At 67.3% G+C, this 23,330-nt stretch carries 11 protein-coding genes; 8 read left to right on the top strand and 3 right to left on the bottom strand.

The window, feature by feature from the left end; all coding sequences use genetic code 11:
- The first annotated feature begins 14 nt into the window (after nucleotides 1–14).
- Genes KF759_RS10070 through KF759_RS10060 form a run of 3 tightly spaced genes read left to right on the top strand, consistent with a single transcriptional unit; the run spans nucleotide 15 to nucleotide 5,605 of the window.
- Nucleotides 15–2,192: a bifunctional (p)ppGpp synthetase/guanosine-3',5'-bis(diphosphate) 3'-pyrophosphohydrolase gene (locus KF759_RS10070; RefSeq protein ID WP_291225064.1), complete on the top strand. Its 2,178-nt coding sequence runs from the start codon at nucleotides 15–17 to the stop codon at nucleotides 2,190–2,192.
- Nucleotides 2,193–2,204: 12 nt separating this feature from the next.
- Nucleotides 2,205–4,817, top strand: a complete 2,613-nt coding sequence (locus tag KF759_RS10065) for a serine/threonine-protein kinase (RefSeq protein ID WP_291225062.1) — start codon at nucleotides 2,205–2,207, stop codon at nucleotides 4,815–4,817.
- Between the two features lie 5 nt (nucleotides 4,818–4,822).
- Nucleotides 4,823–5,605: an NRDE family protein gene (locus tag KF759_RS10060; RefSeq protein ID WP_291225060.1), complete on the top strand. Its 783-nt coding sequence runs from the start codon at nucleotides 4,823–4,825 to the stop codon at nucleotides 5,603–5,605.
- Between the two features lie 42 nt (nucleotides 5,606–5,647).
- On the opposite strand, the gene KF759_RS10055 is transcribed toward KF759_RS10060, so the two are convergent.
- From KF759_RS10055 to KF759_RS10045, 3 genes are read right to left on the bottom strand one after another with little or no spacing between them, the layout of a single operon-like run.
- Entirely contained in the window at nucleotides 5,648–6,046 is a 399-nt protein-coding gene (locus KF759_RS10055; protein WP_291225058.1) for a hypothetical protein, read from the bottom strand.
- Nucleotides 6,047–6,098: 52 nt separating this feature from the next.
- The gene (locus KF759_RS10050) at nucleotides 6,099–8,852 is read right to left on the bottom strand and encodes a M50 family metallopeptidase (protein WP_291225056.1); all 2,754 of its coding nucleotides are present in this window, start codon (nucleotides 8,850–8,852) and stop codon (nucleotides 6,099–6,101) included.
- Nucleotides 8,849–13,234 (bottom strand): glycosyltransferase, encoded by a 4,386-nt coding sequence (locus tag KF759_RS10045; protein ID WP_291225054.1) that lies wholly within the window; start codon nucleotides 13,232–13,234, stop codon nucleotides 8,849–8,851. The genes KF759_RS10050 and KF759_RS10045 overlap by 4 nt, the downstream gene beginning before the upstream one ends.
- Before the next feature lie 65 nt (nucleotides 13,235–13,299).
- On the opposite strand from KF759_RS10045, the gene mrcB reads away from it, so the two are divergent.
- The 5 genes from mrcB (at nucleotide 13,300) to KF759_RS10020 (ending at nucleotide 23,201) form a co-directional block, all read left to right on the top strand.
- Nucleotides 13,300–15,645, top strand: coding sequence for a penicillin-binding protein 1B (gene mrcB / locus KF759_RS10040; RefSeq protein ID WP_291225053.1), 2,346 nt, complete (start codon nucleotides 13,300–13,302; stop codon nucleotides 15,643–15,645).
- A 54-nt stretch (nucleotides 15,646–15,699) separates the two neighbouring features.
- A complete protein-coding gene (locus KF759_RS10035; protein WP_291225051.1) occupies nucleotides 15,700–16,218 on the top strand; it encodes a tetratricopeptide repeat protein in 519 nt (172 codons plus the stop codon).
- 49 nt (nucleotides 16,219–16,267) lie between these two features.
- A complete protein-coding gene (locus KF759_RS10030; protein WP_291225049.1) occupies nucleotides 16,268–18,226 on the top strand; it encodes an ATP-dependent DNA helicase in 1,959 nt (652 codons plus the stop codon).
- Nucleotides 18,227–18,293: 67 nt separating this feature from the next.
- Nucleotides 18,294–19,943: a tetratricopeptide repeat-containing sulfotransferase family protein gene (locus KF759_RS10025; protein ID WP_291225047.1), complete on the top strand. Its 1,650-nt coding sequence runs from the start codon at nucleotides 18,294–18,296 to the stop codon at nucleotides 19,941–19,943.
- Nucleotides 19,944–20,162: 219 nt separating this feature from the next.
- Nucleotides 20,163–23,201: a S8 family serine peptidase gene (locus KF759_RS10020; protein ID WP_291225045.1), complete on the top strand. Its 3,039-nt coding sequence runs from the start codon at nucleotides 20,163–20,165 to the stop codon at nucleotides 23,199–23,201.
- Nucleotides 23,202–23,330: the final 129 nt, after the last annotated feature.

Raw genomic sequence — 23,330 nt, 5'->3', positions numbered from 1 at the left:
CCAGCGTGACCGGGATGGATGACAAACCGCCAACGTCACAGAGCCTGGAGACCTGGTTCGAGTCATGGCCGGGGCGTGCCGAGGCGCAATTGCTGCATGCGGCGGTGGTGGGCGCAAGCGAGCGTGGCAGTGCGCTCGGCAAGGCCTGGATTGATGCGCAGCCACAGCTGGTCGCCAGTCTCGGGTTGCTGCGCGAGCTGGGGGTCGACGAGGAAGCGCAAGCGGCGTGCATCCTCCACGTGGTGCGCTCGCTCGATCAAACCTCGACCGAGGGAATGCTCGCGCCATTTCCCGCCACAGTGCGCGCGCTGGTCGAAGGTCAGGAGGCCGCCGAACGGGTATGGGCGCTGCACGCGGCGCATGGCGCCAGCGGCAGCAGCGAAGGCTTGCGCCGCCTGCTGCTCGCCATCATCCGCGACCTGCGCGTGGTCTTCATCCTGCTTGCGCGCCAACTCGTGCGCATGCGCGCATTGACTGACGCGCCCGAGGTCGAGCAGCGCGCGCAGGCGCATCTGACCGCCGACATGCATGCGCCGTTGGCCAATCGCCTGGGCATCTGGCAGCTCAAGTGGGAGCTGGAGGATCTTGCCTTCCGCTATCTGCAGCCCGAGGTCTATCGCCGCATCGCCAACCTGGTCGATGAGCGCCGCGGCGACCGCGAAGCGTGGATTGCCACCGCCAAGCGCGAACTGGGCATGGCGCTGGGCAAGGCCGGGCTGCGCGCGGAAATCGCGGGCCGGCCGAAACACATCTATTCGATCTGGCGCAAGATGCAGAAGAAGGGCCTGGAGTTTTCCGGGCTCTACGACGTGCGTGCGCTGCGCGTGCTGGTCGATGATGTGGCCTCATGCTACGCGGCATTGGGCGTGGTGCATTCGCTGTGGCCCTACATCCCGGGCGAGTTCGACGACTACATCGCCAATCCCAAGGGCAACCACTACCAATCACTGCACACCGCGGTGGTCGGGCCCGAGGGCAAGACGCTGGAAGTGCAGATCCGCAGCCACGACATGCATCGCCATGCCGAACTCGGCGTGGCCGCGCACTGGCGCTACAAGGAGGGTGGCGGCGGCGACGCCAGTTTCGAGCGCAAGATCGCCTGGATGCGGCAATTGCTCGAGAGCCGCGAAGCCGGCGAGGACGACGCCGCGCTGCTGGCGGGATTCCGCACCGAAGTGGTCGAGGATCGCGTCTACCTGCTCACGCCCAAGGGCCGCGTGATCGACCTGCCGCAGGGCAGCAGCGTGCTCGATTTCGCCTATTCGATCCACACCGATGTCGGCCATCGCTGTCGGGGCGCCAAGGTCAATGGCCGCATCGTGCCGCTGGGATTCCAGCCGGCGACCGGTGATCGCGTCGAGATCCTCACCGGCAAGGTGGCCGAACCGCGCCGCGACTGGCTGTCGCCGCAGCTCGGATTCCTGCATACCGCACGCGCACGCAACAAGGTGCGGGCGTGGTTCAACCGCATCGACCTCGCGCAGAACCTCGCTGCAGGCCGCGCCGTCCTCGAGCGCGAGCTCAAGCGCCTGGCCTTGCCGCCCGACAACATCGACAAGTTGCCCGAGCATTTCCGCCTCAAGACCCAAGACGAACTGCTGCACGCGCTCGCGCTCGGCGATGTCTCTGCTGGCCAACTCGCACGCGCGCTGCATGAGCTGGGTGTGCCCGCATCGTCGGCTGATTCACTGCCGTCGGCTGCGACGCTCGCGCCTGCAGCCGCGCCGCGCAATACCGAAGGTGGTGGCGCGGTCGTGATCGAAGGCGTGGGTAACCTGCTCAGCCAACTCGCGCGCTGCTGCCGGCCCTTGCCCGGTGATGCGATCGTCGGCTACATCACGCGCGGCCGCGGCATCTCGGTGCATCGCGCCGATTGCGCCCAGGTCGCCTCGCTGCGCGAGCGCGATGCCAGCCGCGTGATCGAAGTCGCATGGGGCGCACGTCCTGCCAAAAGCTACGATGTCGAGATCGTGGTGCGCGGCTTTGATCGCAAATGGCTGCACAAGGATGTCAGCAACGTGATCGCCGCGGCCAATGCCCAGGTGGTGGCGCTCAATGCGCGCGTCGATGCGCGGCGCGGAGTTGCCGAGATGAACTACACGCTCAAGGTCGCCGATTTCGGCCAGCTCAGCGCCTTGCTGTCGCAACTGCTTGCGGTGCCCAACGTGACCGAGGCACGGCGTGTCGGCTGAACGGAGTGCGCAATGCTGCATGGTATGCTGCGCCGCCGCTTGCGCGCACTTCGTGCGGCCGCGCGGCAGGTCCAGCGCAAGGTCCCCGACGTGATCGATATTCCCGGCTACCGCATCGTGCGCCAGCTCGCCCGTGGCGGCATGGCCACGGTCTACCTGGCGATCCAGGAATCGGTCGACCGCGAAGTTGCGCTCAAGGTGATGTCACCGGCGCTGCTCGTCGATCCGGAATTCGGTACGCGCTTCCTGCGTGAGGCGCGCATCGCCGCCAAGCTCCATCATCGGCATGTCGTGGGCATCCACGACGTTGGCCACGCGGGCGACTGGCACTACATCGCGATGGAATACCTGAGCGGCGGGCCGGTCCTGTCCGACCATGGCAGCGCGCTTGCTCCCGCGACGGCGCTGCGCATCGCGCGCGAGATCGCCGATGCGCTCGCCTACGCGCACGAGAGGGGCGTCGTTCACCGCGACATCAAGCCCGACAACATCCTGTTGCGCGAAGAGGGTTCGGCGGTACTCACCGATTTCGGCATCGCGCGCGTGCAGCAGGCGGCGATGCGCATGACGCGCACCGGCGCGATCGTCGGTACGCCGACCTACATGAGCCCGGAACAGGCGCGTGGCCAGCCGGTCGACGGGCGCGCCGATCTCTACAGTCTCGGCATCGTGCTCTACGAGATGCTGGTCGGACAAGCGCCCTATCGCGCCGAGGATTCGCTCGCGCTGGGCATCAAGCACATCAGCGAACCCTTGCCGCGCCTGCCTGCGGCACTGGGTGCGTTGCAGGACCTGCTCGATCATCTGCTCGCCAAGCAGCCCGAGGATCGCTACCAGACCGGTCAGGAACTGGTCGCGGCGATCAGTGCGCTGGAGCGCGCGCAGGCATGGCGCAGCCAGCCGGCAGCGGATGTCGTGGCGGTGAGCGCGCGCCGCGACACGCCCATCGACGGCCTGCGGCCGATGTATGCGCTGGATCCGTCCGACACGTCCGGGCTGCAAGTGGCCGGCCACGGTCGCGCCGAACCGCACATCGGTGCGATCGATGATCTCGCCACCACGCCCGCGGCCAGCGCGCGCGCGCCGATTCGGCCCTCGCCAAGGCCGCCGCGACGCTACGCGCGCTGGCTGGCGACGGGGGCGCTGCTGGCCCTGCTCGGCTTGGCCTGGATCTATCAGGATGGCATACGGCACCTGTTGCCGCGCACGGGCTTCAACGACACCTTGTCGCGTGCGCAGCAGGCGCTGGAAGCGGGTCGGCTCACCGGCACCCAGGGAGACAGTGCGCGCGAATTGTTTCTCGCCGCTCGCGCCCAGGATCCCGACAACGAGGTTGCACGCCGTGGTCTCGACCATGTCGCGCATCGTCTGCTTGATCAGGCGCGGCAGGCGCTTGGAAGGGGCGATGTCGCTGCTGCGCAAAACGCGCTCGATGCTGCGCGCGACTTGCTGGGCGGTGGCATCGAGGTCGAGCGCGTGGCGCAGGCGATCCGCGAGCACGAGGCGCGCAGCAAGGCCGAGGATGCCACCGAGCAATTGCTTGATGCCGCTGCGGCTGCGCTCGATGGCGGTCGCATCGTCGGTGCCGAGGGCGCCGCCGCGCTGTATCAGCGGGTGCTCGCCGGCGCCGCCGACAACGCGATCGCACAAGCCGGCCTGCGCAAATGCGCCGACGCGCTGGCCGCGCAAGCGCGCGAGGCACTGGCTTCGGGCGATCTCGCCACCGCGAGCGAGCGCAGTGGCGACATCGCCCGCATCCTGCCCAATTACCCAGGCCAGACCGAGCTGCTTGGCGAGATCACGCGTGCGCGCGACGCCGCGCGACTCGCGCAGGAGGCCCAGGTCACGGACTTGCTCGATCGCGCCGATGCCGCGGCGCGCGACGGTCGGCTCAGCGGCGCCGATGATGCCGCGCTCGAATTGTTGCGCGCGGCGCAGAAGCTCGATCCGGCCAATGCGCGTGCGCGAGAGGGCTTGCGCCGGCTCGCCCAGGCGCAACTGGTGCGCGCGCACGCCGCAATCGACGACAGCAGGCCGGGAGAGGCCGAACAACTCATCCGCAGCGCGGCCGGACTCGCCCCTGATCTGCCCGATCTGCGCGCTGCGCGCATTGAATTGCGCGAACTGCGTGAGCGGCTCGACATTGCCAACGCGCACGTGGTGCTCAGCCCCGCGCGCAGTGCGCAAGTCCAGCGCCTGCTCACGGCGGCCGCGCGTGCCGCAGCCGCCGGCAACCTGATCGTGCCGCCGGGCGAGAGCGCCTACGACAAGTACCGTGCCGCACTCGCAATCGATGGCCATTCGGCGCAGGCGCGTGATGGGCTGGCGCAATTGCCGATACGGGCCAAAAACCTGTTTGCGCAGGCACTCACCGAGGGCTCGCCGCAGCGCGCGCGCGGCCTGCTCGATGCGATCGTGCAGATCGCGCCCGACGATGCCGAACTGCCATCCCTGCGCGAGCGCCTGGCCAATGCCTTTCTCGATCAGGCCGATCAACGCATTGGCCAGGGACGGCGCGAAGACGCTGCGCGCGCGCTTGATGCGGCGCGTGCGCTCAGCCCGGCCAGCGCGCGCCTGTCGCCGTTGCAGCAGCGCCTGCGTGCGATGCTCGATGCGCAGGGCTGAAAGCCGTGTGTCTGGTCCTGATTGCAATCGAGGTCGTCGCGCGATGGCCCTTGCTGCTGCTCGCCAACCGCGATGAATTTCATGGCCGCGCCAGCGCCGCGGCCGCACCGTGGCCTGAAGATGCTCGGGTTGCCGGCGGACGCGATCTGGTCGCCGGCGGCAGTTGGCTCGCCGCGCGCAGCGATGGCCGCTTCGCCGCGGTCACCAATCTGCGCAGTGGCCTGCCGGCGACCGCGCCGCGTTCACGGGGTGCGCTGGTGCGTGATTTCGTGCTCGGCGATGCCATGCCCGCGCGCTATCTCGAGGACGTGCATGCCGTGAGCGGTGACTACGGGCCGTTCAACCTCATCGTCGCAGACTCGGCGCAGGTGCAACTGCTCAGCAGCGCCGGCGGCGCTGCGCGTGCGCTGGATGCCGGCATCCATGTGGTGAGCAATGGTGCGCCCGGTGCGCATTGGCCCAAGACGCAGCGCCTGCAGGTACGCTTCGAAGAGTGGCTGCATGCAGGCGCAGCCGATGACGGGGCCGCACTCGATCTGCTGCTCGATCATGAGCAGCCGGTGGATGAATCGTTGCCGCGCACCGGTGTCGGCATCGAACTCGAGCGCATGCTGGCGCCGATCTTTGTCGATGGCGGCCACTACGGTACCCGTGCAAGCACCTTGCTGGTGCGCGATGCCGCTGGCGGCATGCGCTTGCGCGAGCGCCGTTTTGGCGAACACGCGCGGCCGCAAGGCGAGGACCAATGGTGTGCGCAACGCGCCACTGCATTCACGCGCTGCGGTTGAGGTTCGATGCATCGAGCATTCCGCAACCGCGCCAGGGCGCACTCATCTGACGCCATCACCAGACCGGCCCATTTGCAGCCTTCGGCTTTGCGCAGAATCGCGCGTCTGGGGATCGATGCAACGACGGGATTGGCCGATCATGTGCTCGATGAGGATTGGCAAGGTCGCGACCGCTTCGCACGCGCTGGCGATCCGCGGCGGATCCTGCCCTTGCCTGCAAGAGTGCACTGTCATGCAATCGCCGCAGTGACCGCACAGGCAAGCAGCGCCTCCTTGGGTTGCTTGCCGGGTGATGGGCTGGTGCCGCTGGCCAGTGCCCTGGGCCAACACGCCGATGTCCGTCGCACCTTGCGATTTGCGCCGCATCGGCAATGGATCGGTCGGGGCATGAACCACCTGGATCTGCTGGATCGGCACGAGGTGTCCGAGCAACTCGTGCATTGGTTCGGCACGTCGCTCCGCAAGCGGCGCTCGATATCACCTTGAAGCCGACTCAGTACGCATCTTGCGCGGCGGCGCGTTGCGCGTGCGCCTCAAGCAGCAGGCGGCGCAGGCTTTCGTGCGCGCGATGCCCGGCGCGATCGAGGTAAAGCGGCGTGCCGTCGGCGAGGTGCACGAGCAGGATCGTGGCGCGTGTTGCTGCGGTCTGCTTGGGTGACCAGCGCCATGCGCCAATGACGAGTGCGCCCGCGGCAGCCTGCGCCGCGGTGAATTCACCCTGTTCGCTGCCGTCATCGGCGATGCGCGGCCACGGGATTTCCTCGAGCAGTCGCGCTTGGGCCTCGGCATCGAGTGCGGCGACTTCATCCAGTGGCGAAAGGTTCGCGCCGGGCAGGCCATTGCTCAGCGCGAGCAGGGCGCGATAGTCGGCTGGCAGCTCGCCCAGCCGCTGCGCCACGGCGTCGATCTGCGCCGGTGTGCGCGCCTGGGCATCGACATCGGGCCACATCTTCGTGCAGCAGCTGCGCAGCCGCTGCGCCAACGCCGGCAGGTCGAGCGCCGCATCCCGCTCGATCACGGCGTTGCGTGCGGCCTCCATGCGGCGCGCGGCATCCGCCCACGACAGTTCCTGCGCGTGGCGCGCGGCGAGCCATGCATGCAGGTCGGGCCACACGCTGTTCGCATCTTCGCCGAGTTCGAGCACGCGGCAGCAAGGATCGGCCGCATTGTCGTAGAGCAGGAGGGTCTGCTCCTCCGAGCTGGCGAGCACCAGCATGCGCGCGAGCTGCGCGCTCGTGAGCTCATGCACGTTGTCGTCGGCGTCGATAGCGAACAGCGTCTGCGTACCCTTTTCGGTGAGATCGTCGAGCATTTGGGCATGAGTCGCATCGGCTTGCGCGAGATCTGCCGGTTCGCGCAGACCAAGCAGGGCACGCTGTGGCCAGCGCGCGATCACCGCGTAGTCGGGTGGCAGGGCTTGGCCCAGTCGCTGCGCGGCGGCGGCAAGCGCCGTGTCGTCGGCCGCTGGCAGGTCGTCGACCTTGAGCCTCGGGTTGGTGGTTCTCATCGCCTGTGCGATGCCATCGAGCAAGGTCGGAACCGGCAACTGCAGCGACGCCTTGCGCTGCGCTTCGAAGCGCGCTGCTTGGGCCTGGATCCGCTGTTCGAGCTCGGGATCGGGTTCGTCCGGTTGCAGCGACTGCAACAGGATCGATGCAGTGGCTGTGGTCATGTTGCGAATTGGCGCAGAAGCGAGCGGCAGCGCAAAACAGGCAAGATAAAGCGCGAGCAGGGCGATGCGCGCGAGTGGCCGCGGCGGTTGCAACTGCAGCAGGCTGCGCAGGCGCAGCACGCGGGTGAGGCGGGCATTGAGGTTGGCCGTGGGCTGATCGGCATCGATTGCCGCGAGCAAGCGTGCATCGAGTGCGTGCTTGCCGAGTGCGGCCAGATCAGGCGCTGCCCGCAGGCTGCGCAGCACACGGGCGTCGCGCCAGTGGCCACGCATGAGCATGAGCTGCACACCGATCAGGACCAACAACAACCAGAACTCCAGCACCCATGCCAGCACTACACCCAGCAGGACGAGCACACCGACGAACACGATCTGCACGCGCTCCCAACCGCGCGGCCACAACGCCTGCACGAAATGGCCGCCATCCAGTGGCGGAACCGGCAACAGATTGAGGTAGTTGAGGGCGAGAAACATGATCGCCGACCAGAGCAGAAGGCCGCCGGGAGCGACGCCGAGCGCGACGATGAGCAAACCCCATCCGATGACGATACCGGGCAGCGGCCCGGCCAGACTCACCAGGGCGCGATGCCTGCCATTGGGGTCCTGCTCTTGACCGGTGGTCACGCCGCCGAGCAGGGGTAGCAGCACCATCTGCACGTGCCGATAACCGAACGCGCGCATCGCCAGGTAATGCCCGCCTTCGTGCACGATCAGCGCGAGTGCGAGCATCAAGGCCGCCTCAACATTCCAGAACACGGCACCAAACAAGGCAAACAAGGCCGTGGTCAGTGCCAGCAGCACGAACTGCATGGCCGTCGTCGGTGCGCGCTCGTGCTGGCGCTCCATCAGCGCCAGCAGGGCCAGTTGCCGCGCCGGCGGCACCGGCGCGGTGTCGGGCGCGCGCTTGGGTGCGCGCAGCAAATACAGGAACAGCTTGAGCATGCGCGACAGGCGCATGCGCCGGCTGCCATCGTGCGCGCGGTAACTCATGCCAGTGCGCTCGAGATCCTCGAGAAAGGCATCGATGCGTGCACAAAGCCCGCTGGCGATCGCCGCAGGACGGATGTCGGTGATTCGCGTTGCGCCGCCTTCACTCGCACACCATGCGCGGTGTGCTTCGAGCAGGGCTGGCAGATTGTCGACGTTGAAGCTGCGGCGTGGCGAGCGCGGCGTGCTGAAGAACTCGTCGGCGGAGCTTTCGTTGAGGCTCGAATGCCAGCGACCATCGGCGAGCCGACTGCTCAAGGTCGTCACCAGATGATTGGGCTTGGTCAGATCCACCGGCGGCTGCAGATGAGCCAGGGTTTCGCCCTGCGCGTCGATCATCACGCGCGCGATCGCCGGCAGGAATTGGCCTTGCTGATCCTCGAGCAGCAGCCAGGCCAGGTGGCGGAAGCCCAGCTCGCCCAGCTCGCCTTCGGCGGTCGCGTGCAAGTCGGCGAAGGCTGCAGGCGGCGCGCTGACGGGTGCCACTCGCCAGCGAAAGTGCGGCACTCGTACCGACATCCAGCTGCGCAGGATGAGGATGACGAGAAAGGCAAACACGCCGACGGCGATTGCGAGCAGGTCAATCATGTGCGGCTCTGGTGCGAATCCGTGAACAGGCGTTCGACCGCGGCGCGTGCCGCGGCAAACGAGAAGTGATGCTCGACGTTGGCCAGGCCATTGCGCGACAAGGTGTCCCACAGTGCTGCGTCGTGATACAGGCGCAGGATTTCGCCGGCGAACGCGCTGGCCGACTCGGCCACCAGCACGTCCTCGCCGATGCGCACATGCATGCCTTCGACCGCGATCGGCGTCGCCACCACCGGCAGGCCGCAGCTCATTGCCATGTTGACCTTGCCCTTGACGCCGGCACCGTAACGCAGCGGCGCGACCGAAATCCGGCAGCCGTCCATGAACGGCATGATGTCCTCGACGAAACCATGCACGATGACCCGATCGTCGGCGAGCGCGCGAATCGATGCAGGTACGCGGCTGCCGATCACGTGGAAACGGACCTCGGGCAGTTGCGTGCGAATCGTGTCGAACACTTCACGCGCGAACCATTCCACCGCATCGACGTTGGGCGGATGCTGGAAGCCGCCGACGAAGACCAGATCCTTGCGCGCGCCGAAGCCTTGCTTGCAGCCGTGCACCTCGTGCACGTTGGAGAGCACCTCGACGCGCGCGCCGGGCGCATCGCGGGCCAGCAGTTCCTGCTCGACCGGGCTGACCACGAGGGTGATGTCGCTGTCGCGGATCAGTTTGAGTTCCTGCGTGCGCGTGGCCGCGGCGGTGCGCGCAAGCGCAGCATCGCCGGACAGCTCGGCGGCACGCTGCTCGCGCAGGTAATGCAGATCCACGGTGTCGAACACCAGTCGCGCCTTGGGTGCATACAGGCGCACCAGGCCCGCGAGTGGGGCGGCGACATAGTGACGCGAGAGGATCACCAGATCGAATTCGGCACCGCGTTCGCGCAGGAACTTGACCGGATCCTGCACGAAGGGTGCGTACAGCGCTTCCACGCCCAGCGCCTGCAGCGCCGGCGTGTAGCGATCGACATGCAGGCGGTTCTCCGACAGGAAGCTCACCCGGCAGCCGAGATCGCCGAGTACGCGCATGAGGTTGACCATGCGCAGCGATCCCGAATCGTGATCCGGCATTGGCGTGGTGGCGTCGACGATGAGTACGCGATGGCGCGTGCGATGCGTCGCGGCGAGGCCGATCGGTGTGCCCGGCGCGGGTTGCCGTGCGAGGGCATCGCGCCACTTGTCGGCGAACTTGTCGCGGTTGATGACCTGGTAGCGCTTGGTGCCGCTGCTGGTGTCGGTGCCCGAAGTGATGCCTTCGAAATGGATCACGGTCGATGCCGGTTCGACGTAGACCTTGAGGCCGGCGGCGCGCACCGCGAAGGCGAGGTCGGTGTCTTCGTAATAGGCCGGTGCATAGCGCGTATCGAATCCGCCCAGCCGCGTGAACAGGTCGCGGCGCAGCAGGATCGCCGCGCCCGAGCAGTAGTCCACCTCGCGGCGGAAGCCGTAGCGCGGATCGGCGGGATCCTCGAAGCGACCGTAGTTCCAGCCCGAGGCGTCGCTGAAGACGATGCCGCCGGCTTCCTGCAGTCGGCCATCGGGATAGACCAGCCGCGCGCCGACCAGGCCCGCATCCGGCGCGGATTCGAAGCAGGCCACGAGGGATTCGAGCCAGCCGGCGGTGACCACGGTGTCGTTGTTGAGGAACAGCACGTACTCGCCGCGCGCCGATGCGGCGCCGGCATTGCAGGAGCCGATGAAGCCGAGATTGGCGGCGTTGCGCTGCACGCGGATGCCCTCGACACTCGCCAGGCGCTGCGGCGTGGTGTCGCTGGAGCTGTCATCGACGACGATCACCTCGAAGGCCACCGCGCCCGCATGCGCGGCAAGGGAACGCAGGCAGGCAATCGTGTATTCGATCTTGTTGTAGACCGGAATCACGATCGACACGCGCGGCTGTTCGCTGCCCGGCACGGCGAAGGGCATGCCGTCATCGTGTGGCAGGGCAGCGAGCGCGACCTTGGGGCCGCCACCGCGCTGGCGCAGTTCCTGGCCGATGCGTGCGAGCGTGCCGGCGAGGCCGCGCTGGGCGAGGCTGCCGCGCGTGCGGGCGAGGAGCGCGCGCAGGCTCTTGCTGCGAAAGGCCAGCGTGGCGCGCAGGTTGCGCAGCCGCGACTTGGCCCTGCGCAGCGGCGCGGTGATGCGCCAGGAGTCGCTGGCGAGCATTTGTTCGTAGCGTGGCTTGATGTCCTGCAATTGGGCATCGAGCCCGAGCGCCCAGCGTGTGCGATCTTCAAGCGTGGATTGCGTGTCGCGCAGCTCGCGGGCCAGCGCGTGGCCCCAGTCCCCGCGTCTGGCGCCTTCTGCTTGCGCCGCCGTCAGCAGCGTGGATACATCGCGCCGAGCCGCCTGTGCCTGAGCGAGCTCGCTGGCGCTGTCCGCTGCTTCGAGTTGGGCCGGATCGAGATCGATCAGCGGGTAGCGCAGGGCTTCGCGCTCGTCCAATGCAAGCAGCGCGCCGTACGCGCGCGCGCGCTCGGCGGACGTGGGCTCATCCAGGCTGGCCAGTCGGCTGCGCACGCGCGCAAGCGCGTCGCGATCGGCAGCAAGTGCAATGATCCGCGCGACCAGCGCATCGGCATCCGCTGCAACCAGAAAACCATCGACGCCATCGTCGATGCGCTCAGCCAGCGCGCCGACCCGCGTCGCGATCACCGGCACACCCAAGCTGCGCAGTTCCGAGAGCGTGTAGCTGAAGGTTTCGGCGACGGTCGGCAGCAACAGCGCGGCGTCGGCTTGCAGGCGCGCGAGCAGGGCGGGCAGCTCGTCGCGGCGATAGTCGAGCAGCACATGCAGGTCGGCCAGGCCGAACAGCTCGTGCGCATCGGCGCCGGCACCGAGCAGGAACAGTTCGGCGTGCTCGCGCAAGCGCGGCCATGCCGCATTGAGCAGGCGCAGTCCCTTGCCCGCGCGCACGCGGCCGATCATCACCAGGCGCAGCTTGCCTCGTTTCGGTGGCGCGGGCAGTGCTTGCGTGCCCGCGGGCCACGGCGCGATGCCGTGACCGATCACCTGCGATGGCAGGGAGGCCAGTTCCGGCGCGAGGCGCAATTGGTTGGCGAGCGCCGAGCGGCTGGGTGCGAGCAGGCTTGCGCGGGCCGCGCGCAGGTCGGCGACGAAAGTGTCGCGCAAGGCCTGCCAATGGGCGGGATCGCGATTGGCGAACATCGCTTCGTCGTCGGGTCCGCGCAGTTCGCGCGCGCGTTGCGCGGAGTCGAAAGCGAGTGCGGGATCGCCGAAATCATGATGCAGCCGTGGCCACAGGGGATAGTGATCGTGAACCACGCACAGCGTCGTCAGTCCGCTGCGCAGCGCGTCGAGGCTGTGGCCGATCAGCGAGGAGACGATGATCGCATCGACGCCATGATCCGCGATCACCTCGCGCAACAACATGCGATAGCAGGCGTCACCGACCGCGCTGTCGGCAATCGGACGCGGCAAGGGCCAACGCCGCAGCGGTGGCATATCCAGACGCGCATCGCGCAGTTCCAGCCATTCGCCATGCGTGCGCCGCGCCGCGCTGCCGCGCGCAATCAGCACCAGATGATGGGCGCTGTGGTCGGCATGGGCGTAGTCGCTGACCCAGCGCTGCGCGCCACCGCCCCAGCCATGCAGGATGTGCAGCAGTACCGGCCGGTGGTCGAGGGCGGCCAAGGGGGGCGTGCCGGCGGCCGCGAGGGCCCGGGCCAACGGCGCGTGCAGCGCTGCCAGTGGTGACGGCGGCAGCGGATCGCGCGGATCGCTCGCGCTGGTGTTTCTCGTTGCCTCGGTGCCGGCGTCGATGTAGAGGTGATCGAGCACGACGACACGCAGGCCCGCCGCGTCGAGCATGTCGCGTTGGCGCAGGGCCGCTGCGCCCAATGCCTGCAGGCGCGGGCCATGCCAGGCCGACAGGGCAGGCAGGTCGGCGGGATAGCTGCGGTCATCGAATGCCGCTCGGCGCGACCACGCAAAGCATGTCGCATCGATGCGCAGCGCATCGGCACCTGCGGCACAGGATGGCAGCGGATTGCGCAAGGGCGTGCGATCGAGCGGAAAGGCACCCAGTACCTGCGGCAGATCGAGCACCTTGAGCAGGCGTTCGATCGCCCACTCCGGCAGCAGCAGATCGGCATGCAGCAGCACCAGGTCCTCGCCCGGGAAACGCGACGCGGCGGCTGCGAGCAGCGCCAGTGGATCGGTATCGGCGGCGAGGGCGAGGTGCTGCGCATCGGGCCAGTCGCCGACGCGATCGCCGACCACCACGACCCGCGCGGCCGCGGGCAGGCGCGCACGCAGATGTTCGCGCTGCTGCGGTGTCAGCGCCGCGCCATGCAGGCATACGCGCAGCGGGCGGCGCGGAATGCCTTGGGTGGTGCGGCTTGGGTCTGAAGCGGCAGGCATGCGCGGCGGGTGGCGGGTCGGGGCAAAGCGCGATTATCACCGATCGCCGCGCCCGGGCGGCGCGCATGCGCCCACACGTTACACTGCGCCGCGTCCTTGTCTGGCAAGTGGATACCGGTTTGGCATTTTTCTCGCGCATCTGGGGCTGGATTTGCGTCGCGTGGCGCCTGTTGCGCATTCCATTCTGGCTGGCACTGGGTGCTGCGATCGGCTTTCTCGTGCCCTATGTGTGGCTGCTCGACGCTGCGGTGCGCAGTCGCTTCGACGACCTGTCGTGGCAATTTCCCAGTCGCGTCTACGCGCGGCCGCTGGAGCTCGCGCGCGGTCAGCCACTGAATGCGAATGCGCTGCTGAGCGAGCTGGCGGCGGCGCGCTACGACGAGGACGCTGCTGCACGTACGCCGGGCACCTGGCACCGCGAGGGTGATCGATTCACGATCTCGCGGCGTGAGTTCATCTATCTCGACGGCCGCGAGCGTGCACGACGCATCTCGGTAAGCTTGGACAAGGGGCGTGTGGCGGCGCTGACCGATGCCGACAGCGCTGCGCCGCTGGAGCGGGTGCGCATCGATCCGGCGCGCATCGCCACGTTGTATGGGCAGTCGCAGGAAGATCGCCGGGTGGTTGCGCTCGGCGAAGTCCCGCCGCTGCTGGTGGCCGGTTTGCAAGCGGTCGAGGACCGCGAGTTCAAGCACCATCATGGCGTCAATGTCGCAGCGATAGCGCGCGCGGCGTGGATCAACTTGGTCGCCGGACGCGTGGTGCAGGGCGGTTCGACCCTGACCCAGCAGCTGGTCAAGAACCTGTTCCTCGACAATGGTCAGCGCTATACGCGCAAGGCCAACGAGGCCCTGATTGCCCTCATCATCGAGGCGCGCTACGACAAGCGCCGCATTCTCGAGGCCTATGTCAACGAAGTGTTCCTCGGGCAGCAAGGCGCGCAGGCCGTGCATGGTTTTGCCGCCGCGAGCGAGTTCTACTTCGGCCGCGAGCTGCGCACCCTGGGTGCTGCCGACATTGCCTTGCTCGTCGGTCTCGTGCAGGGACCGAGCCTGTACGACCCGCGGCGCAATCCGCAGGGCGCGCTGGCACGGCGCAATCTCGTGCTCGGTGTGTTTCGTGACACCGGTTTGATCGACGCCGCAAGTTTCGCCAGCGCCAGCAAGCAGCCACTGGGTACGGCGGCGCATGCGGCCTTGCCGCGTGATCGCTATCCTGCCTTTCTCGAGCTCGTGCGCCGCCAGCTCACCCAGGATTACGCCGCCGACGCGCTCAATGGCGCTGGCCTCGCCATTCACACCACCTTGGCACCTTCGGTGCAGGCCTTCGGTGAGGCTGCGATCGACAGCGCGCTGGCCGGGCTGGGCAAGCGCGCCGAGGATATCGAATCCGCCCTGGTGGTCACCGGCGCGCACGATGGCGAAGTGCGCGCAATGATCGGCAGTCGGGATGTCGACGCGCCGGGCTTCAACCGCGCGCTCGATGCCTTGCGCCCGATCGGATCGCTGGTCAAGCCATTCGTGAGCCTGGTCGCGCTGGCGCAGCCGCAGCGCTATTCGCTGGCAACCCTGCTTGATGACAATCCGATCGACCTGCCCCAGCCCGGCGGTGGTCGCTGGCGGCCGCAGAATGATGATCGTCAGTCGCATGGCCAGGTGCTGCTCGCCGACGCCCTGATCCACAGCTGGAACCTCGCCACGATCAATCTCGGCCAGCGCATCGGCGTCGAGCGGGTGCGCGGTTTCCTCGAATCCTTTGGCCTCAAGCGCGCGATCAATCCCAATCCGTCGATGTTGCTTGGCGCGATTGACCTCAGTCCTTTCGATGTCGCGCGGCTCTACCAGTATCTGGCCGCTGACGGCCATGCCCTGCCGCTGCGCGCGCTGCGCGGCGTGCTCGATGCGCAAGGCCGACCGCTCACGCGCTACGCCAGCAAGACCGGCGCCGGCGACTACACCACGGCGGCACGCCTCGTGACCTGGGCAATGCAGCAGGTCGCGGTCGCGGGTACGGCGCATGCGGTCAATGATGCGGGTCTGGGTTGGCTGCATGCAGCCGGCAAGACCGGTACCAGCGATACCCAGCGCGATTCCTGGTTTGCCGGCTTTACCGGCGACACCCTCGCGGTGGCCTGGCTCGGCCGCGATGACAACAAGCCGACCGCGCTGTTCGGCTCGACTGGCGCATTGCGCGTGTGGATCGAATTGATGAGGCGTCTGCCGACCACACCCTTGGTGGTGCCGCAGGATGGCCTCGAAGAAGTCGACATCGATGCCGCATCAGGCAAGCGCACCGATGCCGCCTGCAAGGGCGCCCGCGTGTTGCCGTTTGCCGCCGGCTATGCGCCGACCGAGGAAGTGCATTGCCCGCTGGATCAGTTGCGCGAATTCTTCGGTGGTGACGACCGGTGAGGCGGGCATGCGACAATGCGCGTTCGCTGTCGCTCTCTTGATCGGATCGTCGCCGTGAAGCTCGCACGTCTACTCGTTGCCTTCGGACTCACCGCCTTGTTGTCTGCCTGCGCGCATACCGGCGCGCCGCCGCCGGAGCAGGCGCCGACGCTCGATCGCACGGCCGCGCTGCGTGCGATCCGCGATGCCGGCCGCGACATGGACTCGGCCGTGCAAGTACAGCCACTGCGCGATGCGGCGATCGATGGCTATGCGCAGCAGTCGCGTGAGGCCGAAGCACGCAACGACTACGCGGGCGCGGCGCTGCTGCTCGAGAAGGCGCTCAAGCTCGCACCCGATGCGCCCGACCTGCTGCAGTCGCGTGCCGAAATCGACATTGCCCTTGGCGATTTCGTCGCGGCAGAGAAGAATGCGCTGCAAAGCTTCAAGCTCGGCCCGCGCGTGGGCAGCCTGTGCGCGCGCAATTGGCAGACCGTGGCGCAGGCGCGCACCGGCATGGGCGATGCCGCCACCGCGCAGCAGGCCGGCCTGCGGCTCAAGGAATGCCGCGTGGCCGCGCCGGTGCGCATGTAGCCTCGATGCGCTGCGGCGTACAGGATCTCCCGTGCAGCAGGATGATGCGATGTTGAGCGCGGCCGAATTGCTCGGTGCCGACGGGCCGTTTTCGCGCGAGGTGCCCGGCTTCGCGCCACGCGCCGCGCAACAGGCGATGGCGGCAGCGGTCGAAAAGGCGATTGCCGAGCGCCAGATGCTGGTCGCCGAGGCCGGCACGGGGACCGGCAAGACCTTCGCCTATCTGGTGCCGGCGCTGATGTCGGGCAAACGCGTGATCGTTTCCACCGGCACCAAGACCCTGCAAGATCAATTGTTTCACCGTGACCTGCCGCGCGTGCGCAGCGTGCTGGGCGCTCGGCTGTCGGCGGCCCTGCTCAAGGGGCGTGCCAATTACCTGTGCCTGCACCGCCTCGAACAGGCGCACAAGGAAGGCCGCTTCGCCACCCGCGAGGAGGCGGCAAGACTCGCAGCCATCCATGCCTGGTCCAAGCGTACCGCCAGCGGCGATCGTGCCGAACTGGCCGAAGTCGCCGAAGACTCGCCGTTGTGGCCGCGCGTGACCTCGACCGCGGAAAACTGCCTCGGCGCGGAATGCCCGCTGTACAACGACTGCTTCGTGGTCAAAGCGCGCCGTGCGGCGCAGGAAGCGGACCTGGTCATCGTCAATCACCATCTGCTGTTTGCCGATCTGGCGATCAAGCAGGAAGGCTTCGGCGAAATCCTGCCCGGCGCGCATGCCTTCATCCTCGATGAGGCACACCAGATTCCCGAGCTCGCGGGGCAGTTCTTCTCGGTGAGCCTGTCGGCGCGTCAGCTGGGCGAGTTGGCCAGCGATGCTCGCGGCGAGTGCGCCGGCGTGAGCGGCGCGCTGGCGATGTTGCGCGACGTGCTCGATGCGCTCGAAGCCACGCTCAAGCGGCTGCGCCTCGCGCTCGACCGCTTTCCGCCCCGGGGCGCGTTCACGCAGATCGAGCGGGATGCCGAGGTCGAGCGCGAGTTGCATGAACTGGTCAAGTCGCTGGCCGATCTCGCCGAAGCGCTCGACAAGCAGGCCGCGCGCAGCCGCGGGCTCGACAGCGTGCGCGAGCGCGTGCTCGAACAGGCGGCGCGTCTCAACCACCTCACCGACAGCGCCGCGCGCGATGCGGTGCATTGGTACGAGCTCACGCCACATGGCTTTGCCTTGCATGCCACCCCGCTCGACATCGCCCAGCCGCTGCGCGAATTGCGCGCGCAGAGTCAGGCCGCGTGGATTTTCACCTCGGCAACGCTGGCGATCGCGGGACGCTTCGATCATTTCAATCGCCAGGTCGGCCTGTTCGATCCGGTCGAGCTGTGCGTGCAAAGTCCGTTCGACTATGCACGGCAGGCGCTGCTCTACCTGCCGCCGGAGCTGCCCGATCCCTCGGCGCCCACCGCCGTCGAGTGCCTGCTCGATGCAGTCGTGCCGGTGCTCGAAGCCTCGCAGGGCCGCGCCTTCCTGCTGTTCACCTCGCATCGCGCGCTGCGTCGCGCGGCCGAATTGCTGTCGTCGCGGGTGGCGTTTCCGTTGTTCGTGCAGGGCAGTGCGCCGCGCAATCTGCTGCTCGATGGATTTCGCGCCTCGGGCAATGGCGTGTTGCTTGGTGCGGCCAGTTTCTGGGAAGGCGTCGACGTCGCCGGCGATGCGCTCAGCGTCGTCGTGATCGACAAGCTGCCGTTTGCCGCGCCCGATGATCCGGTGCTGGTTGCGCGCCTGGATGCCCTGCGCGAGGCGGGTGCCAACCCGTTCAACGACTGGCAGGTGCCCAATGCGGTGATCGCCTTGCGCCAGGGCGCTGGCCGCTTGATCCGCGATGTGCATGACCGCGGCGTGCTGGTGGTGTGCGATCCGAGGCTGAGCACGCGCGGCTATGGGCGCATCTTCCTCGCCAGCCTGCCGGCAATGTCGCGCACGCGGGAATTGGCTGCCGTCGAAGCTTTCCTTGCCGCGCCACCCCCGGTTGAACCGCAAGACCGGTCTGCCGAAATGTCTCCGGCGCGATGACCAATGCGCCGTTCGATCAACATGGCATTACCCTCGCGGATCGCGTTCCGCAATTGACGCCAGGCCCATGAGTCTCTCGCAGCGCCCCCTGCAGCCCGATCGTCTTGATGGCCTCTCGGCCGCGGACATCGCCTGCGCGCGCGCGGCGATCGCGGAACTTGGGCATGGCGCGGGGGCTGCGGCGCTCGCCGCGCTGGCGCGGGGATCTGCACCTGCGGCCACGCATCCGGAACTGTTGCGCCTGCGTGGCTTGGCGCTGCTGAGCCAGGGGCAGGGGGCCGATGCCCTGGCGAGCTTGCGCGCGGCCGCTGCCAGCTGGCCCGAGGATGCGCTGATCACCTGCCAGCTCGGTGCGGCGCTTGCGCAAAGCGGCGACCTGCCCGCAGCCCGTGCGATGTTCGCGCGCGCGGTCCTGCTCGATCCTTTGCTCGTCGACGGCTGGTACAACCTCGGCCACGCCTGCGATGCGCTCGAAGACACCGCCGGGGCCTGTGCGGCCTTCGCGCGCGTGCTGGCCCTGCAGCCCGGACATGCGGCGGCGCGCGTGCAGCATGCCGAAGCGCTCAAGATGCTCGGCAGGCTCGACGAGGCCGAGCGGGAATTGCGCTTCGTGCTCGAGCACGATCCCGAATCCGTGTCGGCCTGGGTCGGCCTGTCCAATCTCAAGACCTTCCGCCCAAGTGCCGATGAGCTCGAGGCCTTGCTTGCCTTGCAGACCTCGGGCCATGTGCCAGAGGCGAGACAAGCCGATTTTCAGTTCGCGCTCGCCAGCTTTCTCGAGAGCGCAGGTCGCTACGCGCAGGCATACCGGCTGTTCGTGGCCGCCAATACCGCCAAGCGACGCAGCCTGCGCTGGGATGCTCCTGCGGTCAGCGCGCTGATCGACCGCATCCTCGACGCATTCGGGCGCCTGCCTGCAGTCGATGAATCGGTCTCGCGCGGCAAGGGCGTGATCTTCTTCGTGGGCATGCCGCGTTCGGGTTCGACCCTGGCCGAACAGATCGTGTCCTGCCATCCATCCGTGCAGGGCGGCGGCGAACGCAACGAGGTGGTGCAGGTGCTGCATGCGGAGTCGCAGCGGCGCGGCAAGCCATTCCCGGCCTGGGTGGATGATGCGAGCGCGGCAGACTGGGCGCGATTGGGCGAGGATTTCCTCGCACGCTGCGCAAGCTGGCGCGATCAGCGCCCCGGTTTCACCAACAAGACCCTGACCAACTGGCAATGCGTGGGCGCGATCCGACGCATGCTGCCGGCGGCAACGATCGTGCATTGCCGGCGCGATCCGCTGGAAATGCTGTGGAGCTGTTACAAGCACAATTTCGGGCAGGCGCAGTTCTTCAGTTTCGATTTCGACGAGTTGCTGGCGTTCTGGCGCGATTGCGAGCGCGCCATGTCGGCATGGACGCGGCAATGGCCTGCGAAGATTCTTCGGTTCGACCACGAGGCCTTGCTGGCCGATCCCGAGCTGCGCATTCGCGACCTGCTTGCGGCCTGCGGTCTGGGCTTCGACCCGGCGTGCCTGGCCTTCCACGACAATGCGCGCGCGGTGCGCACCTCGAGCGCCAGTCAGGTTCGCCAGCCCCTGCGCCGCGATCTCGCGGTCGCCCATCGCTATGGCGATCTGCTCGAAACGCTGCACCGCAACATCCAAAGCTTTGCAAATACCCAGGCCGCTGATGCGGCTGAAGATCGTTCCGTTCGCCGGCGAACGGATTGAATGACTTGGAAGGCCGTGGTATCAAGGTCGGCGTCGTACCGCACACGGACCGTGATGCATGCTGGCGCCCTTGGGGCTCAGCCAGTTCACCCGCGCACAGGGGCGCACGGGATCGACAGTTCGGCGGTGAGCCCGCCCGGTTGAGACATGGGTCGAGACGTCGACTCATGCAGCCAGCTCTGCGGCTTTGCAGGGCGCTTTCAGTTTCGAGGTACGTTCATGAAGTCGGTTCACATTACGATCCTGGCCTCGGCCATCGGCGTCGCCTTGGCGGGTGCAGGGATGTCGGACATCCATGCTGCAAACAGCGCCTCACTCACGGCCAGCGCGCCGGTGCAGGTGGTGGATGCGGAAAATCCGTCCGGTCGCTATTTCATCACTTTCGTCGAACAGGGCCTTGCCCGTTATGACGGAGGCGTTGCCGGCCTTGCACGTACCGCCGCGCACATCGACGGCGTGTCGGCAAACAGCTCGCGCAAGTTCGAAATCAACTCATCGGCGTCGCGCGCCTACCGCAGCTACCTCGCGCAGCAGCGTGCGCAGCACCTGACCGCGGTCGAGAATGCGATCGGTCGCCCGCTCGACATCCGCTTCACCTTCGACATCACGCGCAACGCGGTATCGGCCGCGCTTTCGCCTGCCGAAGTCGCGCGCATTGCTGCCGTGCCGGGTGTTGCTTCGGTCACGCCCGTGGGCGTGCAGCACGCCGATACCTTCCGTGGTCCCAAGTTCATCGGCGCCGACAAGATCTGGGACGGCTCGGCCGTTCCGACTTATTCCTCGGCCACGCTCGGTCAGGGCGTCAAGGTCGGCATCATCGATACCGGTACCAATTCCGCCCACCCGTCGTTCGCCAATGACCCGGCCTGCGGTTTCAGCGACAGCAATCCCAAGCTGTTCAATCGCGATTGCACGTCCGACACCGATGGCGTCTGCGACGGTCCCGATGGCAATGCCGACACCAGCAGCCACGGTGTGCACACCGGCAGCACCGCCGCGGGCAACACCATCGACAACACCGTGACGCCTGCACCGCTGCTTCCCGATGGCGTGACGATGTCGGGCGTTGCGCCCTGCGCCAAGGTCTATTCCTATCGTGTCGCCGATCACACCGATGGCGCACTCTACGGCGATTACCTCGAAGCCGCGTTTGCCAATTCGATCATCGACCAGGTCGACGTCGTCAACTACTCGATCGGCCCGACCTGCGGCGGCGGCAATCCCTGGAGCAATCTCGCCTTCCTCGACATGGAAGCCAGCGACATCTTCATCGCGGCCTCGGCCGGCAATACGCGCTCGACCTGCACCAACCCGACTGGACTGGTCGCCAACAACGGCCCCTGGCAGCTCACGGTCGCGGCCTCGACCCAGGATCAGCTGATCTCGCCGCAGCTCACGGTCACCGGGCCGACGCCCGTCAATCCGCTGCTGATCGGTATTCCGCTCAATCCGGGCAGCACGACGCTCATGCCGGCTGACACCAGCAACTTCGTCGGCCATCCGATGCGCACCTATGCGGCCAACATCGAAGCCTGCACCTCTTCCGGTGGCATCCCGGCCGGCACCTTTGGCGCCAGCGAAGTCGCGATCGTCCGCCGCGGCAGTTGCAGCTTTACCGAAAAAATCACCAACGCCTACAACGCCGGTGCGCGTTTCGTCGTCGTCGCCAACAACCAGGCCGGCACGATCAACATGGACACCACGGGTTCGCCCGTCGATGCGGCGTCCTTCAGCATCACGCAGGCCATCGGTGATCCCCTGATCGCCCTGGTCAATGCCAACGAGCCGCCGGCGCCCAATGCCGACGTGATCTTTGCCAATGGCTTCGAGTCGGCGAGCTTCGGCACCGCCGACTACCAGCGTGCGGCGATCGGCCCGCAGACTGGCGACGTGCTTGCGGGCTTCAGCTTCCGCGGCCCGACTCAGGCGCCTTACGACAACCTCACCAAGCCCGACATCACCGGCCCCGGCGTCAACATCTTCGCCGCCGAATCGGCCGCCGATGGCAGCTATGGCCTGATGAGCGGTACTTCGATGTCCTCGCCGCATCTTGCCGGCGCCGGCGCGCTGGTGCGTGCCGTGCATCCGTCGTGGTCGCCGATGGAAGTGAAGTCGGCGCTGATGACCACCGCCAAGCTCGATGGTCTGGAGCAGGATGGCGTCACGCCGTGGACGGTCGACGACGTCGGCAACGGTCGCGTCGATCTGACCAAGGCGGCGCTCGCCGGCCTCACGATGGATGAGACGGTGGATCGCTTCGTCGCTGCCAATCCCTCGGGCGGTTCAATCAACCAGAAGCAACTCAACCTGCCGTCGGTGCGCGACAGTGCCTGCGGTTCGAGCTGCACCTGGACGCGTACCTTCAAGAACCGTCTCAATGCCCAAGGCACCTGGACCTTCAGCGCGGTCAATCCGGCGGGTTACACCCTGAGCTTCAGCCCGGCCTCGATCACGGTCAAGCCCGGTTTCAGCGCTTCGGTCACGATCACCGCAACCGCGACCGGCGCACCGACTACGACACACTCCTATGGCCGCATCGACCTCACCGAGAGCTCGGGCCTGTCGCCGGTTCAGCACTTGTCCGCGGCCGTGCGTGGCACAGCGCCACCGCCTCCGGGTACGGTGGTTTGTGCCAGCCACACCTGCACCTTCAAGGTCGACCAGCTGGTGACGAGCTTCGGTGGCTTGGGTTGCGCCGATTGGGCGACTTGCGCCCCGGGTCTGTTCTGGCTCAATCGCTTCACGCCCAATTCGGCCGACTTCCCGATCACGATCACCAAGGTGCAGACGATCTTCGGCGACCCTGCCGGTTGGAATGCTTCCGGCGACAAGATCAGCGTCTTCATCTACGACGACAACGACACCAACCCGATCAATGGCGCGACTGCAGTGGGTACGCCGACGATCTACACGATCGGCACTCCGGCCAATTCCTTCGTCGACATCACGCTGACGACGCCGGTGGTGGTCAACGGTCCGGAAGTGCTGATCGCACTGTCCAATCCGTTCGCGACCAATACCGGTGGCCGTCCGTCGACCTGGGATGCGGGTCCGTTCCAGAACCGTTCGTACATGGGCAATGCCGTCGGCGATGGCTCGACTGCGCCGAGTCTGAGCGACCCCGCGATCGATCTTGATCTCAACACCAACTACAACGCCGCTTGGACCAAGAACTGGCTGATCCGTGCGGTCGGCACGACCGCCAACGGTCGCCCGATCGTGCTGGGCGGCGACACGCTGGGCCCGGTTTCGCAGTAATGCGTGACGGATTCTGAGCTGCGGCGCGCCTTGCACTGCAGCCAATTACCTCGAGGGGCCGGTCGCAAGACCGGCCCCTTTTTTTCATCTTGCGGCTGCCGCGAACGAGCCAACGCGCGATCCGGCGCT

The organism is Dokdonella sp. (assembly GCF_019634815.1).
Classification (GTDB): domain Bacteria; phylum Pseudomonadota; class Gammaproteobacteria; order Xanthomonadales; family Rhodanobacteraceae; genus Dokdonella_A.
Note: the sequence above shows the minus strand (reverse complement) of the source record. Positions and strands in the feature narration are given on the sequence as shown.